Annotated in this window: 15 protein-coding genes; 4 read left to right on the forward strand and 11 right to left on the reverse strand. The window is 34.2% G+C overall.

Going from position 1 to position 13,848, the window contains the following annotated elements; genetic code table 11:
• Positions 1-13: 13 nt before the first annotated feature.
• Both J4O15_RS00095 and J4O15_RS00100 read right to left on the reverse strand, forming a co-directional pair.
• Complete coding sequence (locus J4O15_RS00095) at positions 14-430, reverse strand: hypothetical protein (RefSeq protein WP_009219586.1); 417 nt, start codon at positions 428-430, stop codon at positions 14-16.
• 1,055 nt (positions 431-1,485) lie between these two features.
• Entirely contained in the window at positions 1,486-1,842 is a 357-nt protein-coding gene (locus tag J4O15_RS00100) for a DUF3796 domain-containing protein (protein WP_208099256.1), read from the reverse strand.
• Positions 1,843-2,408: 566 nt separating this feature from the next.
• Between J4O15_RS00100 and J4O15_RS00105 the strand changes: the two genes are divergently transcribed.
• The gene (locus J4O15_RS00105) at positions 2,409-2,756 is read left to right on the forward strand and encodes a VOC family protein (RefSeq protein WP_208099257.1); all 348 of its coding nucleotides are present in this window, start codon (positions 2,409-2,411) and stop codon (positions 2,754-2,756) included.
• A gap of 139 nt (positions 2,757-2,895) precedes the next feature.
• Here the strand turns inward: J4O15_RS00105 and J4O15_RS00110 are convergent, their stop codons facing one another.
• From J4O15_RS00110 to J4O15_RS00130, 5 genes are read right to left on the reverse strand one after another with little or no spacing between them, the layout of a single operon-like run.
• Positions 2,896-3,981, reverse strand: coding sequence for an ABC transporter substrate-binding protein (locus J4O15_RS00110; protein WP_208099258.1), 1,086 nt, complete (start codon positions 3,979-3,981; stop codon positions 2,896-2,898).
• An 8-nt stretch (positions 3,982-3,989) separates the two neighbouring features.
• Positions 3,990-4,778, reverse strand: a complete 789-nt coding sequence (locus tag J4O15_RS00115) for an ABC transporter permease (RefSeq protein ID WP_009219580.1) — start codon at positions 4,776-4,778, stop codon at positions 3,990-3,992.
• Entirely contained in the window at positions 4,775-5,596 is an 822-nt protein-coding gene (locus J4O15_RS00120) for an ABC transporter permease (protein ID WP_208099259.1), read from the reverse strand. The genes J4O15_RS00115 and J4O15_RS00120 overlap by 4 nt, the downstream gene beginning before the upstream one ends.
• Positions 5,589-6,665, reverse strand: coding sequence for an ABC transporter ATP-binding protein (locus tag J4O15_RS00125; RefSeq protein ID WP_208099260.1), 1,077 nt, complete (start codon positions 6,663-6,665; stop codon positions 5,589-5,591). The genes J4O15_RS00120 and J4O15_RS00125 overlap by 8 nt, the downstream gene beginning before the upstream one ends.
• Positions 6,666-6,686: 21 nt before the next feature.
• Positions 6,687-7,220 (reverse strand): helix-turn-helix domain-containing protein, encoded by a 534-nt coding sequence (locus J4O15_RS00130; RefSeq protein WP_009219577.1) that lies wholly within the window; start codon positions 7,218-7,220, stop codon positions 6,687-6,689.
• Positions 7,221-7,712: 492 nt separating this feature from the next.
• Here J4O15_RS00130 and J4O15_RS00135 point away from each other — a divergent pair, with 492 nt between their 5' ends.
• Both J4O15_RS00135 and J4O15_RS00140 read left to right on the forward strand, forming a co-directional pair.
• Positions 7,713-8,129, forward strand: coding sequence for a hypothetical protein (locus J4O15_RS00135; protein WP_009219576.1), 417 nt, complete (start codon positions 7,713-7,715; stop codon positions 8,127-8,129).
• A 122-nt stretch (positions 8,130-8,251) separates the two neighbouring features.
• The gene (locus J4O15_RS00140; RefSeq protein ID WP_243761905.1) at positions 8,252-8,578 is read left to right on the forward strand and encodes a hypothetical protein; all 327 of its coding nucleotides are present in this window, start codon (positions 8,252-8,254) and stop codon (positions 8,576-8,578) included.
• 88 nt (positions 8,579-8,666) lie between these two features.
• Here the strand turns inward: J4O15_RS00140 and J4O15_RS00145 are convergent, their stop codons facing one another.
• Positions 8,667-9,584 (reverse strand): alpha/beta hydrolase, encoded by a 918-nt coding sequence (locus J4O15_RS00145; RefSeq protein WP_208099261.1) that lies wholly within the window; start codon positions 9,582-9,584, stop codon positions 8,667-8,669.
• Between the two features lie 212 nt (positions 9,585-9,796).
• Between J4O15_RS00145 and J4O15_RS00150 the strand changes: the two genes are divergently transcribed.
• Positions 9,797-10,051: a hypothetical protein gene (locus J4O15_RS00150; RefSeq protein WP_009219573.1), complete on the forward strand. Its 255-nt coding sequence runs from the start codon at positions 9,797-9,799 to the stop codon at positions 10,049-10,051.
• 89 nt (positions 10,052-10,140) lie between these two features.
• Here J4O15_RS00150 and J4O15_RS00155 read toward each other — a convergent pair whose 3' ends face one another.
• The 3 genes from J4O15_RS00155 to J4O15_RS00165 form a co-directional block, all read right to left on the reverse strand.
• Entirely contained in the window at positions 10,141-11,481 is a 1,341-nt protein-coding gene (locus J4O15_RS00155) for an alpha-amylase family glycosyl hydrolase (RefSeq protein WP_243761906.1), read from the reverse strand.
• 121 nt (positions 11,482-11,602) lie between these two features.
• Positions 11,603-12,709, reverse strand: a complete 1,107-nt coding sequence (gene aroC, locus J4O15_RS00160) for a chorismate synthase (protein WP_208099262.1) — start codon at positions 12,707-12,709, stop codon at positions 11,603-11,605.
• The gene (locus J4O15_RS00165; protein WP_208099263.1) at positions 12,709-13,767 is read right to left on the reverse strand and encodes a lactonase family protein; all 1,059 of its coding nucleotides are present in this window, start codon (positions 13,765-13,767) and stop codon (positions 12,709-12,711) included. Before J4O15_RS00165 ends, aroC begins: the two co-directional genes overlap by 1 nt.
• Between the last annotated feature and the right edge of the window lie 81 nt (positions 13,768-13,848).

A 13,848-nucleotide genomic window follows, 5' to 3' on the forward strand; every position in this document is an offset into this window, starting at 1 on the left:
TCCAAGTACTTTTCTATCTCATTGAATATTTTTTTATATTATCTCTTATTTGTTCATCAATACTTTTATTACTATTAGGATTTGGTTTAATCTTGCTAATCATTCCAAACTCTCCTATCCAATATTTTTCTCCATATATATCCATAACTTTGTTCTCATAATCTGAAATCTTTTCAATTTTAAAATCATCTATATTATAACCTCCAACAATTTCTTCTGTACCTGGATTTACATCAAACAATGTAATTTTTATAAATGAATACTGATTTTTATCTAGTTCAAATCGCAATCTTTCTAAAAAAGGTTTAGGTAAAGTTGCTAAAAATAATGATATTACCGATAGTGCTAAGCTACTTGATCCTGCCAATTTTCCTATAATAGCTGACAAATCAGCTATTATTTTCTCATTGCTTCCAAGTCCAACTGACAATGCACTTAAAGCATTAGATACATCCTCCCATATATTTTTTTATTAGCTATTCTATTACCAATAAACAAATTAAATGCATTATCGTATTCTGGAGGTAAATACATTATTACAGTTGGCATTCCCTTTTTCCCTGCTTTTTGCCTTTTAGACCTTTCATGTGCATATAAATATGGTTCCTTTTTTTCATAGTATCATTAAAAAAACCAAACTCCAATCAAGGAAAATTTGAGTCTTCATACAATAAAGGCATAATTTGATTGCAACATCAATTTAATCTTTTAATGGACTCACCTCTTTCTATAGTTATTTGCAACAATTGCAAAAGGCAATGTGTACAGAACAGAAATTACTGTTGAAAAAGTAGTAAACAAAGGTGCAAGTTCATGTTTAGGATTGACTTTAATACTCTCATAAATGTATAAGAGAGAAAGAAACTGCAAGGCGCATACAAACCCAATAAAAAATACACAAATAAAAAAAATATCTATACTCCGCTTCTTCTGATAAAATATTCTATGATATAAAAGAATCAAACATACACCCTCTGCAATAGCAAATACAATTAGCAAAAATACCATCAAATCAAACACTAGCAATGCAACCTCCTTCTTAAAGCATATATCTATTACTTCATTATTATAAATAGTATCACATCAAATATTTTTATTCCACTCATATCAACTATTATTAGTTTAGTAGCTTATTTATTTTATAATAAATCAAATCGTAAAATAATTTTGACAAATATATTTGTAATTATAATTGCTTATATAGTTTTTATAAACTTCATTGACCTGACAAAAAACACCATAACCACTCAAAAGTGGTTATGGCAGAAATCATTTATTATCATCTTTACTTACAAAATATTTGCTAATCGTAACTACTGCTGATGTACCGAACCATATTCCAAAAACATAAACTGCACTTTTACCCACACTATACCAATCTAATTTCTTATTAATCTAATAACAACGCCGTCCTTTCTATACTAGTTTTATATAAAAATAGGACAAGTACAAACACAATAAACACTAACTCAACTTCAACCACATTTAACTTTTTCCAATAATAATATTATCCACTATGACGGCTATAGCAAAAGCTACATTGATCAAAATAATCATAGCCGAGTATTTATCATGGATATATCCACTTTGAGTTATAACTATATTGGCTGTAAATATAGCGGCCAAAATACCTCTGTATAAAGTATGTCTTTTGTCATCTTTATTCTTAATACTCTGCGTATCATTCACAAAAAAAAATGAAAAAAAACAATAAAAACTAAAAAAATGAAAAAATACTATATTATCAAATACAAATCCTAAAAATCCTAAAAATCCTAAGAGTCCTAAGAATCCTAAGAATTTTTTAAATCTGTATATTTTTTTATTCTCCAAATTTTCCATCAAAGTTCTCCCTCATTAAATTACATATTTTCTAATTTTTAATATAGTATCAAAATATTCCCATCTAAATTGTTCCACATAACAAACTACATTGCCGAGTATTTAATATAAGATTTATATGTTTAGATAAATGATCTTGTCAATTTTACGCATGTTAGCTTGTTATACATTTATAAAAAATTGTCTATGTCTTTTTACAAACTCCATATTACCTCCCTATCCTACTATAGTCATTTTTTACCTGTATATTTACCTATATTATACATCAAATCACTTCAGATATAAATATCTCCCGCTTTATCAATAATCTCCATTATTTTTTAACTTGCTGTACACAGGTGAGCTTGCCCTCTACATCTTAATCCGTTAAATTTATACAGTCTAACATACCGATTGACTCCATTTTTATAAAACCAATCACCTTACTACAGTACTCTACATTTACCGGGCATTTATACCGATTAATCCCATTTTTATAATACCAACCTTAAAAATATACCATAGTCAAAAATCCCGTTTTATGATGCAATCATCTGCAATTTATTATAAAATAAAAGGTGAAAGTAATGAGAAAAATAGAAATAAAAAGTTTAGTAAGTGTATTCAAGGTATCAAATATAGAGCAATCCGTTGCCCGGTATAAAAAATGGCTTGGAGAGCCTGATGTTATTCTGATGAATGGAGTGGCGGAATATCAATTGTCCTCAAATTCATGGCTGCAATTATCCTGTGAGGAAAAAGACAGCATAGAAACAAGCTCTATTGTAGTAGGAGTCGAAGATATAAATCAGGCAAAGAAAACCTTAGATGAGTGCGGCATTAAAACAAGTGAAATTATAGATTATGAAGTTGTTTTGGTATTTGATGTATTTGATATTGACGGCAATAAGATAACATTTGCCGAGGAAGTATAGAATATAAAAATCGTGGGGCATAGCTAGGCTATACCCCACTCCAATTTTTTTACTTATTTGCTTAAATTTCTCACAGAAATAAGATGTATTTAGCCTTAAAAATTCAATATCTCAGCTGCTAAAAACACAAATAATACGATTATTTTCCCTTCACTTCTTTCCAAAGATCATTATAAATACCGTCGCCCTCATCGCCAAGGTATTTGAATACTTCGCTGTTTTTTAACATATCATCTGTAGGGAAGAGTGCGGTATTTTCCTGTAATTCCTTATCCAAAAGGTCGTATGCAGCCTTATTCGGAGTAGGATATGTGATATATTCAAAGTTTTTCTTTGCAATCTCAGGTCTGTTTAGGAAGTCTATCCATTTCTCGGCATTTTCCTTATTCTTGGCATTCTTTGGAATAACCCAGGCATCCATCCATACATTTGTACCTTCCTTCGGTATAACATATTTTAATTCAAAGTCTTCGCCTGATTTTGCCACTTCATTTTGAACATAGAGCATCTCACCTGAATAGATAACGCCTATGGCAGCTTCACCGCCAATCATCTTATCTCTTACCTGGTCTACCACATATGCCTGTACCAAAGGCTTTTGCTCTATAAGTTTTTCCTTTACCTTCTCAAGTTCCGCTTTATCTGTGGTATTTATAGAATATCCGAGTAATTTCTCTCCCACCATAAATGCATCTCTTACAGAATCCTGCATAAGAATATTTCCCTGATATTTAGGATTCCAAAGGTCTCCCCAGCTTGTGATTTCATCATCTATCATTGAGGTGTTATAAAGTATTCCGACAGTTCCCCATGTATATGGTGCGGCATATTTATTTTCAGGATCAAACGACTTAGCCACTTCCATATACTTAGGATCGATATTCTTTATATTCGGCACATTATTAAAATCTATTTCTGCAAGCATATCATTTTGAATCATCTTTTCAATCATATAATCTGACGGGCATACCACATCATATACCACACCGCCTGCTTCCAGTATCGGATACATCTCCTCATTGGTCTCAAACATATCATAGACCACTTTGATACCGGTTTCCTTCTGAAAGTCCTCTATAACGCTTTCATCAATATATTCACCCCAGTTATATACATACAGTTCTCCGGCATTGCCTGTTGCACCGCCCTTGTTTCCACATCCACTTAAAGCTGTGACTGAGAGAAGTCCCGCAATTGTCATTATACTTAAAAATCTTCTTTTCATATTTCCTCTTATTTTTTCTTTATTTTATTTTGTGCAATATTTGATACTATCAGTAAAATCAAAACAGTACCGAAAATAATGGTGGAAAGGGCATACAGGCTCGGCTTTATACCTCTTCTGACCTCCGAATATACCAAAGTGGATATGGTGTTTATACCTGCTCCCTTTGTAAAATGTGTTATTATAAAATCATCCAGTGACATAGTAAAGGCAAGCAAAAATCCCGATATAACACCGGGGAATATATCAGGGAACACCACCTTAAAAAATGCCATAGCAGGTGTCGCCCCAAGATCCAGTGCCGCCTCATAGGTTACTCTCTCAGTCTGCTTTAGCTTCGGCATTACAGACAATATCACATATGGAATATTAAAAGTTATATGGCTTATAAGAATAGTCTTAAATCCAAGACTTATTCCAAAAGCTATAAATCCAAGCATCAAAGAAATACCGGTTACAATATCCGCATTTAACATTGGTATATTATTGACCGCCATCACTGCAGTCTTTGGCAACTTTCTCATATTGTTGATACCAAGTGCCGCTACAGTTCCTATAATGGTAGCAATAAGTGCCGACAAAAATGCTATTACCAGAGTGTTCCTGAATGCCGCCATTATTGTTGCGCTTTTAAACAGCTCACCATACCAGTCAAAAGTGAATCCTCCCCATCTATTCCTTGATTTGGAAGAGTTAAAGCTCAAAATCACAAGTGTAGCTATCGGAGCATATAAAAAAATCAATATAAATACCAGGTAAATATTACCCAGTACTTTCCTTATTTTTGAGTAAATCAAACGCTCATACCCTCCCCGTCTTTATCATACTTGGCAATAAACGCCATACTTATAAGTATAAAAATCATCATGATAAGTGAGAGTCCGGAACCGAGATTCCAGTTGCTTCCCTTGGTGAACTCCTGCTCTATTACATTTCCTATCAAAAGCACCTTGCTTCCACCAAGAATATTGCTGATAACAAAGGTTGTAAGCGCCGGTACAAATACCATTGTAATTCCGCTGACAATACCCGGTATACTTAGAGGTATTATTACCTTTATAATCGTTTGCAGGGTATTTGCTCCCAAATCTCTGGCTGCATTTATTGTATTATCATCTATTTTTTCAAGCACATTATATATGGGCAATACCATAAAAGGCAGATAATTATATACCATACCGAGTATAATGGCAGCCGGTGTATTTATAATATTAAGCCCCGGCAAATGCATAAACTTTAAAACAGTATTTATAATTCCGTTTTTCTCAAGCAGTGAAAGCCAAGCAAGGGTTCTCAGCAAAAAGTTCATCCACATCGGCAGGATAAATATAAATACTATCAGGCTTCCCTTATCAAGCTTTTTACCCTTTAGAGTAAGCGCCAGAGGAAATGCCATTATCAGGCATATAATTGTACTGATAATTGATAATACTATTGACAGCATCAATGCTTTAAAATGATCCCTTGTAAATATTGAAAGCACATTTGCAAAGGTAAAGCTTCCGTCTCTTGTTGTCAGTCCATATATAAAGATAAGTGACAGCGGTATTATTGTAAAACCGATCATCCATATAATATACGGAAATGCCAATATCTTTCTTAAATCCTTATTCATTTACACCCACAGCCTCCTCATCCTCAGACTCAGGCTTATTCATTATCTGTATATCAAAAGGATCTACACTTATTCCTACTTCTTTGCCCACAGGGAACATATCTGTCGAATGTACCAGCCACTCATATCCGTTTGGTGTGGTTACTTCCATCTCATAATGTACGCCCTTAAATATCAGATGTGTAACTGTGCCTACCAAAGTACCCTTATCAGGCTCTACAAGATCAATATCCTCAGGTCTTATAACCACATCCACAGGTTTATTATTTCCAAAGCCCTCATCCACACAGGCAAATTTTGCCCCGAATATATCTACAAGTCTGTCCTGTACCATGGTAGCGGCTATTATATTTGATTCGCCTATAAAATCCGCAACAAAGGCATTCTCAGGCTCATTATAGATTTGCTCAGGTGTACCCATCTGCTGTATATATCCCTGATTCATAACTACGATGGTATCCGACATTGTAAGTGCCTCTTCCTGGTCATGTGTAACATAAATAAATGTAATTCCAAGCTCATTTTTAAGTCTGATAAGCTCATATTGCATATCCTGACGAAGCTTAAGGTCAAGTGCTCCAAGAGGTTCATCAAGTAGTAAAACTTTCGGCTCATTTACTATGGCTCTTGCTATTGCAATTCTTTGCTGTTGTCCTCCCGAGAGCAGATTTATATTTCTGTTTTCAAAGCCTTCCAAGTTTACGAGCTTTAGGGCATATTTTATTTTGTCATCTATATATGCTTTCGGCTTGTTTTTTATCTTTAAACCGAAGGCGATATTTTCTGCAATGCTCATATGAGGGAATAATGCATATTTTTGGAATACTGTGTTTAAATTTCTTTTATTTGGCTGTAAATTTGATATGTCCTTGCCGTCAAAAATAACCTTTCCGCTATCCGCCTGTACAAATCCCCCTATTATTCTAAGGGTAGTAGTCTTACCGCAACCTGACGGTCCCAGTAAAGTTACAAAAGAGTTCTCTTTAATTGATAAATTCAAATCATCTAAAACAATCTCCCCATCAAAACTCTTTGAGATATGTTCCAAATCAATAAGGGATTCCCTCATACTTCCTCCATTTTTCTCTGTTTAAAAATTTGGCGGAGTGCTTACCCAAATAAGCTTTGCACCTCGCTTTGAGCTGATATAATGCTTTTTATCAGATGTAAAATAAAAAGCTTCTCCTTTTTTTGCCAAATACACATCGCTTCCCCTATGTATCTCTACAGTCCCGGAAAGAACATATCCGAACTCCTCACCATCATGAGGATTATCGGGGTATGTCAGTCCCCCCGGTTCAATAATTTGGAGTATAGGTTCCATCATATTTTTTTGTGCATTCGGTATTATCCATTTGATGGTATTATTAAGTTCTTTATCCTCTTTAATAAAGTAATCTTCTTCGGTAAAAACCACCTGAGTTTCGGTTTCTTCATCAAAGAAGTCCTTTATTTCCACTCCAAGGCATTGCAAAATATCAAGAAGAGTGGCAATAGACGGTGACGTAATATCATTCTCCAGCTGCGAAATAAATCCCTTTGACAATTCCGCTCTATCTGCCAACTCTTCTTGTGTAAGTCCTGCAAGCACTCTAAGTCTTTTCAGTTTTGAACCGATCTCCATAAAAACCTTTCTTTGTGTTGCACACTATTTCTAAGCAAAAAGTTTAGTGTTATTAAACAAAGAACATTATACATCATCTGAAACTGCTGTCAAGAACTTTATTTTAGTGTATATTATTTTAAATCTTATAGCCAAGATATCTTACTTCATTTATTATTTAAATGCTGAAAAAGATCAGTAAATTTGTAGATTTGAAGTAATAAAAGCATATATCTGTACAGGTTATCTTAAGTATTCTATTTATACCTTACTGAAAACTGTAGATTATTAAACCAAAAAAATATTTACAAAATTAAATATATGTAGTATACATAGCATATATTTAATTGAGTGTATTTTTGTATTAATTATTAATATAAAGGAGTATTTCTATGAAATCAAATCCACAGATGTACAAGAATTGAGATATAGCAAAAAGTAATATGTAGGTATATTGTTATATCTTGCCCCTATAGTTTGATAATAGAAAATTTTATAGAGGAGATTAAACTATTGCTAGAATACTATAGTTTTGAGCTTGATGACTGGCAAGACAATGATTGGCTAGTTGAGGTATTGAAGCTGTTTTTAGATGAAGAAAGAGAAGTGGAACTGAATTGCTGGAACGATGAAATTGATGCTATAAATCTGGCAATTGATTTGGGATTTAGAGTAATAGAAATACAACAATTCTTAATCAGGCTGAGTGGTACTACAGGTATGCTGGATTTAAATAAAATTGTGAGTCTAAAAAGTTTTGTTCATACTACAGAAGAAGACGAAGAAGAAAATTTGTTACCATTTTTCTCCCTATGTATTAAAGATGAAATATTCATTGAACACTATGCCAAGGAAAATTATGTGTATAAAAAAGCAAAGTTTGATTTGGCTGTAGATATATTGAATCGTCATAACGTGGAATTCCACTAATTTGGTATCGTAAGAAGGACATATATATGTATGAATAGTGATTTATCAGATAGTATTGCTGAAAAACAGTTAGTTGCTTGCTAATTGATGACCGGCAAGATAGAAATTGGCTGGTTGAGGTATTGAAACTATTTTTATATGAAGAAAAGGAAATAGAACTGGGTTGCTTAAATAATGAAATTGATGCTATAAATCTGGCATTTGATTTGGGATTTAGATTAATAGAGATAAAACCGTCTTTAATTAGATTGAAAGGGACTACAAAGATGCTTGATTTGAGAAAAATCATGAGTTCTAAAGAAGGTAGCTTGTTTCCATTTTTCTTTATAAATATAGACGATGGCATTATAGCGGACCAATATTGTGGAGAATTATTGATTTATAAAAAAGAGAAATTTGATTTGATTACAAATATATTAAAGCGTAATAATGTAAAGTTCCATTATTAGAGAGGCATTATATTGTTTATGTATCCTGACAAGCCACAAAGCCAATGCCTTGTACTTGTCAGGATATTTTTTATAATCTCAAAACTCTTTATTTAAAATTAATATTGTTTAAAAAGTTTCCGATTATATTTCTATATGCTTCTTCACCCAATACTTCTCTGGATTTTCCATGTGCCGCCTCCGGTACAAGGTTTAATTCAGAATATCCTGCTGTAGCCGCTTTATTGATTTCTGAATTTTCCGGCAGAATATAGTTGTCCGCCTCTCCATGTATAAAACATATAGGAGTTTCATTGCCTATCAGAGCATCCTTAGGTGATGTTTTTTTCAAATCATAACCGTATCTTAGCTTCATTGCAATATTTATACTCGGAAGCACTCCTCCCACCTTTGCAACATCATAGGCTTTATATAATAAATCATACAGATTTGCAAATCCGCAGTCTGCCACAACAAAATCCACATCAACATTTTTTGCCTTATCCATTGCCATCATTGACGTGGCTGCACCCATTGACTCACCATGCAGACCGAGTTTTATGTTTTCACCATATTTGATATATGTATTTTCTATGATCTTTTCAAGATCCAAGGATTCATACTGACCTAAGCTCACTATAGCCTTTTCATTTTCTCCATGACCTCTCATATCATATATTATACAGTTAAACCCTAAGTTTATATAGCTGTCTACATATTTTACCGCACCATATCTGTTTGATTTAAAGCCATGGCTTATTATCACATATTTATCGCTCTCCACCGGATTCTTAACCAGAGTAACATGCAGTTCATAGTCATTGTATCCCCTTACTACATACTCTCCCTTTTCATAGGAATCAAAATTCCCCCAAAGATCATGCTCTTTTTCCCACTCTATCTCCTTTTCCAATGTGGATATATTTGGATATGCTATTTGTGATGCCTTTCCCAGTATAAAACTGCAATAAAATCCGATTGCAAGCAATATCAGTACAATCACAATACCGATTATTATTTTTTTCATAAAAACCTTACCTTTCCGTATTCTAAAAATAAATCAAAATTTTTATAGATAACAGTATAAATAATTAAGCTCCATACGGCAAGTTTTTCTTTACATATTACTATATTTTTGCACAATATACTTATGTACTATTAACTATTGTATTATAATTTAAAATAAGATATATTTAAGTTAGTAAAACCTATTTAACTTGAATTTTCAGGAGGTAGATTATGAATAAGAAAGATGATAATACTATCACATATATAGCCTACAAAGTTATGATATTGCTTATACTGTTGATATGTATATTTAATGCCTCAGCAATATCCCGTATTATCTTTCTTCCACATTATTCTGAGATTGAATACGGTGATTTTACAATTATAACATCATATATTACCGCACAGATATTATTCTCCCTCTTATCTGTTTTAGATATAGGATTGATAGTTGTTGATTATTTAAATTTATCTAAAAATAGCTAACCATAAAAGTTTCAAGTCTTATTATTTCTATATTTATAATACATTTTATTTTTAAAAGATTATGACCGGCAAATGTCGGTCATAATCTTCTATCCGATCCACGCCTGTCCTGAATTTCCTGCAATATTTATATTCATATTTCCGTCAAAGTTTCTTACTTCTCCTGAGAACAGCTCTTTAAATTCTCCGCTTATATTTAAGTGGATATCTGCATTATTATCATCATTATTTACTATAGTAATCAGCCTTCTGTCTCCGTATTCTCTCAAAAAGGCATACTGTCTGTTGGTAAGTAAAAGCTCCCTGTAAGTCGCCTCGCCAAGCCATGGATTTGAGAGTCTCATATTTCCTAAAGCTTTAATAAGCTTTGTATAATCATTGTTTTTATCAGCATCCTTATAATCTTCAAACTTAAGCTCAGGTCTTAAATTGTCATCACTATAGGACATTTTCTCTCCCTCAATTGCAAACTCCGAGCCATAGTATATGGACGGTTTGCCCGGTAAAGTGTATAAAAGTACATGTACCGGCGCAAAATGTGCCTTATTATTAAGCTTATTATAAATTCTTGCCACATCATGATTATCTACAAAATTATAAAAGGCATTGCTGATATTTTGCCCCATGTCCACACAGCGTTTTACCGTATGTGCAATTTCAAAATAATTATGGTCATTATGCCCCGAATAAAGTGCTTTATGAAGCCAGTAATTAGTGACCGAATGCAGCATATTATCACCAATCCATCTTGTATAATCACCATGGATGACCTCACCCATAAGCCAGAAATCAGGCTTTAAGGTATCTGTCAGTCCCCTAAGCTCACTCATAAAAGTAAAATCCAGTACATCGGCCGCATCAAGTCTTATACCGTCTATATCAAATTCATTTATCCAGTATCTGACCGCATCAAGCATATACTCTCTTACTGCCGAATTTTGATGATTTACATTTGCAAGTGTGCCATGCTTATCCCAGCTCTCATAATAAAATCCGTCATTATAGTCTGTATTTCCACCAAAATGCACATTTTTAAACCAGTCTTTGTATGCACTGTTTTCTCTGTTGGCTCTCAAATCCTTAAAGGCAAAAAACTCTCTGCCCACATGATTAAAGACTCCGTCCAATACAATCTTTATCCCATTTTCATGACAAAAGGCTACAAAGTTTTTTAAATCCTCATTATCTCCAAGTCTGGAATCAAGCTTTTTATAATCCACGGTTTCATATCCATGAGCCACAGACTCAAAAAGAGGACCTATATAAATTGCATTACATCCAATCCTTTTTATATGCTCCACCCATGGTAAAAGCCTGTTTAATCTATGCTCCCCTATTTCAAATGAATTCGTTCTTTTGGATCCTGTCATTCCGATAGGATATATATGATAAAATACTGCATTATAATACCATTTCATAATTATCTCCATTCCGCCACACTCAGTTAGTACTCCTACCACTGCCATGGCAACTATAATTTAAGGCTTCTAAATCACAAGCTTTGTAAGTAAAGCAACAAAATTTGTGAAATAAAAGCCCCTTAATAACATCTTATTTTTTATATACCTTTAACACATTGTCCATCTTTGATTTCATATTTTCAAGTACCATATCAAAAAGGGTAATTGCCACCATACTCTCTACCACCACCACGGCTCTGGGTACTATTGTCGGATCATGTCTGCCCTTTATCTCAAGCTTTACTTCCTCATTAATAGCATTTACAGTATCCTGTTCCTTTGCTATGGATGGGGTAGGCTTGATAGCGGCATTTATAATAATTGGAGAACCGTCACTGATTCCGCCCAAAATACCGCCTGACATATTTGTCTTTTTCCTGATATGTATACCTTCATCATCCTCATCTATATAAAAAGGATCATTGTTTACAGAGCCGGACATTGTACTTACATGAAATCCTGCTCCAAACTCCACTCCCTTTACAGCGCCTATACTCATAATGGCAGCCGAGAGTCTGGCATCCAGCTTGTCAAATACCGGCTCTCCAAGCCCCGGCATCACACCTGTAGCTATACATCCTATAATGCCTCCAAGAGAATCCTTATCAGCCCTTGCTTCATTTATCAGCTCTATCGCCTTTAGTGCAGCTTCATTATCAGGCATATATACGTCATTCTCACTGCATTCCTCAAGATTAAACTTGCCGGCATATATATTTCCGATACTTTGAGTAAATGCCTGTATACTGATGCCAAGCATATCAAGTGCTTTTATGGCAACAGCACCTGCTATTACTCTTCCTATGGTTTCTCTTCCCGAGCTTCTTCCACCACCTCTATAATCTCTAAAGCCGTACTTTGAATCAAAGGAAAAATCGGCATGTCCCGGTCTGTAAGTAATAGCCAGTTCATCATAATCCTGTGATCTTTGTGAAGTATTTTCAATCATCACCATAATGGGTGAGCCTGTTGTTTTACCTCCAAATACTCCGGAGTAAATATGACATTTGTCGCTTTCATCTCTTGAAGTGGTTACCTTACTTTGTCCCGGTCTTCTTCTGTCAAGGAAACTTTGAATATCCTCTTCACTTAGATTTATACCTGCAGGCACTCCGTCAACTATTGCACCCACAGCCACACCATGCGATTCTCCAAAAGTTGTAACCCTAAAAGTCTTACCAAAACTTGAACCTGCCATTATACCTCCACTATTACGCAGCAATTTGGCTGATTAACTCTTACTCTGTTTGCACACATCACAATCAAACCTGTTTCATAATCTATCTTAAAGAAAGTAATAGTTCCACTCTCATGATTTATAGATGCTATATGCTGATTATCCGGGAAAATAGCTATATCCTTAGGATATTCACCGCTTATAGGAAGACACATTTTTTCCTTTAAAAGTCCTGTCTCCGCATTTCTTTCATACAAACACACGGAGTCATCACCGGCATTTGATATAAAAATGAATTTATCATCAGCGGTAAATGTCATTGCAGTTGCTGCCGTAAGTTCTGACAGCTTATTGCTTCCTGTTGTCGGTACTGTCTGAATCTTTTCTATCTCAGGCACTCTGCAACCCGGCTTTGCCTCATAGGAGAAAACATCCACCACATTTTTCATTTCATACATCAGGTATAAGAACTTTCCATCCTGTGAAAACTTAAAAAATCTCGGAGCGGAATTTATAACACATGGAATCATATCCACAAGTGAGAGTCTTTCATCCTTATTATCAAAATGATAGATTTTTACCTGGTCTATTCCAAGGTCAGCCGCCATAACAAAATGCCCGTCAGGAGTTGTCCTTGTACAGCTTGCATGCGGTCTGAAGTTTCTCTCCGCTACGGAACCAAGTCCCTTATGATAGACTTCATCTACTATCTCTCCCACTCTGCCGTCCTTATACAATTTCAAAACAGTAACCTTACCGTCATGGTACCCTGATACAAATATAAATCTGTCATTTATATCTGTTGAAAGATGGCAGCCTCTCATACCGTTTATTTTTACGGAATTCAATCTTTCCAGGCCTCCATCAGGCAATATTCTAAAGGAAACTATCCCCTCATCCGCTATGGAATACAAGGTCTTTTGATTTCTTGATTTTATAACATAGGAGGAATTGTCCACATCCACTTCATCCTTTTTTATAAAGTATCCCCTGTCTGTATCCACATCATATATGGTGATTCCTTTTGCTTTTCCGGTATATGAATAAGATCCTACATAGGCAACATATTTTCCGCTCATAAACATACTCCTTTAAACTGATATATACATCAATTCTATCATAAAATCAGTCAATTTTGAACTTAATTATGCAAATTGATG

The sequence above is a fragment of the Lachnoanaerobaculum sp. Marseille-Q4761 genome (assembly GCF_017565785.1).
Lineage (GTDB): Bacteria > Bacillota > Clostridia > Lachnospirales > Lachnospiraceae > Lachnoanaerobaculum.

Bases quoted from the DNA above. Each gene is read 5' to 3' on its own strand.
- aroC (WP_208099262.1), bottom strand. From the start codon at position 12,709: ATGGCAGGTTCAAGTTTTGGTAAGACTTTTAGGGTTACAACTTTTGGA.
- J4O15_RS00120 (WP_208099259.1), bottom strand. From the start codon at position 5,596: ATGAATAAGGATTTAAGAAAGATATTGGCATTTCCGTATATTATATGG.
- J4O15_RS00125 (WP_208099260.1), bottom strand. From the start codon at position 6,665: ATGAGGGAATCCCTTATTGATTTGGAACATATCTCAAAGAGTTTTGAT.
- J4O15_RS00110 (WP_208099258.1), bottom strand. From the start codon at position 3,981: ATGAAAAGAAGATTTTTAAGTATAATGACAATTGCGGGACTTCTCTCA.
- J4O15_RS00145 (WP_208099261.1), bottom strand. From the start codon at position 9,584: ATGAAAAAAATAATAATCGGTATTGTGATTGTACTGATATTGCTTGCA.
- J4O15_RS00150 (WP_009219573.1), top strand. From the start codon at position 9,797: ATGAATAAGAAAGATGATAATACTATCACATATATAGCCTACAAAGTT.
- J4O15_RS00155 (WP_243761906.1), bottom strand. From the start codon at position 11,481: ATGGAGATAATTATGAAATGGTATTATAATGCAGTATTTTATCATATA.
- J4O15_RS00165 (WP_208099263.1), bottom strand. From the start codon at position 13,767: ATGAGCGGAAAATATGTTGCCTATGTAGGATCTTATTCATATACCGGA.
- J4O15_RS00130 (WP_009219577.1), bottom strand. From the start codon at position 7,220: ATGGAGATCGGTTCAAAACTGAAAAGACTTAGAGTGCTTGCAGGACTT.
- J4O15_RS00100 (WP_208099256.1), bottom strand. From the start codon at position 1,842: ATGGAAAATTTGGAGAATAAAAAAATATACAGATTTAAAAAATTCTTA.
- J4O15_RS00105 (WP_208099257.1), top strand. From the start codon at position 2,409: ATGAGAAAAATAGAAATAAAAAGTTTAGTAAGTGTATTCAAGGTATCA.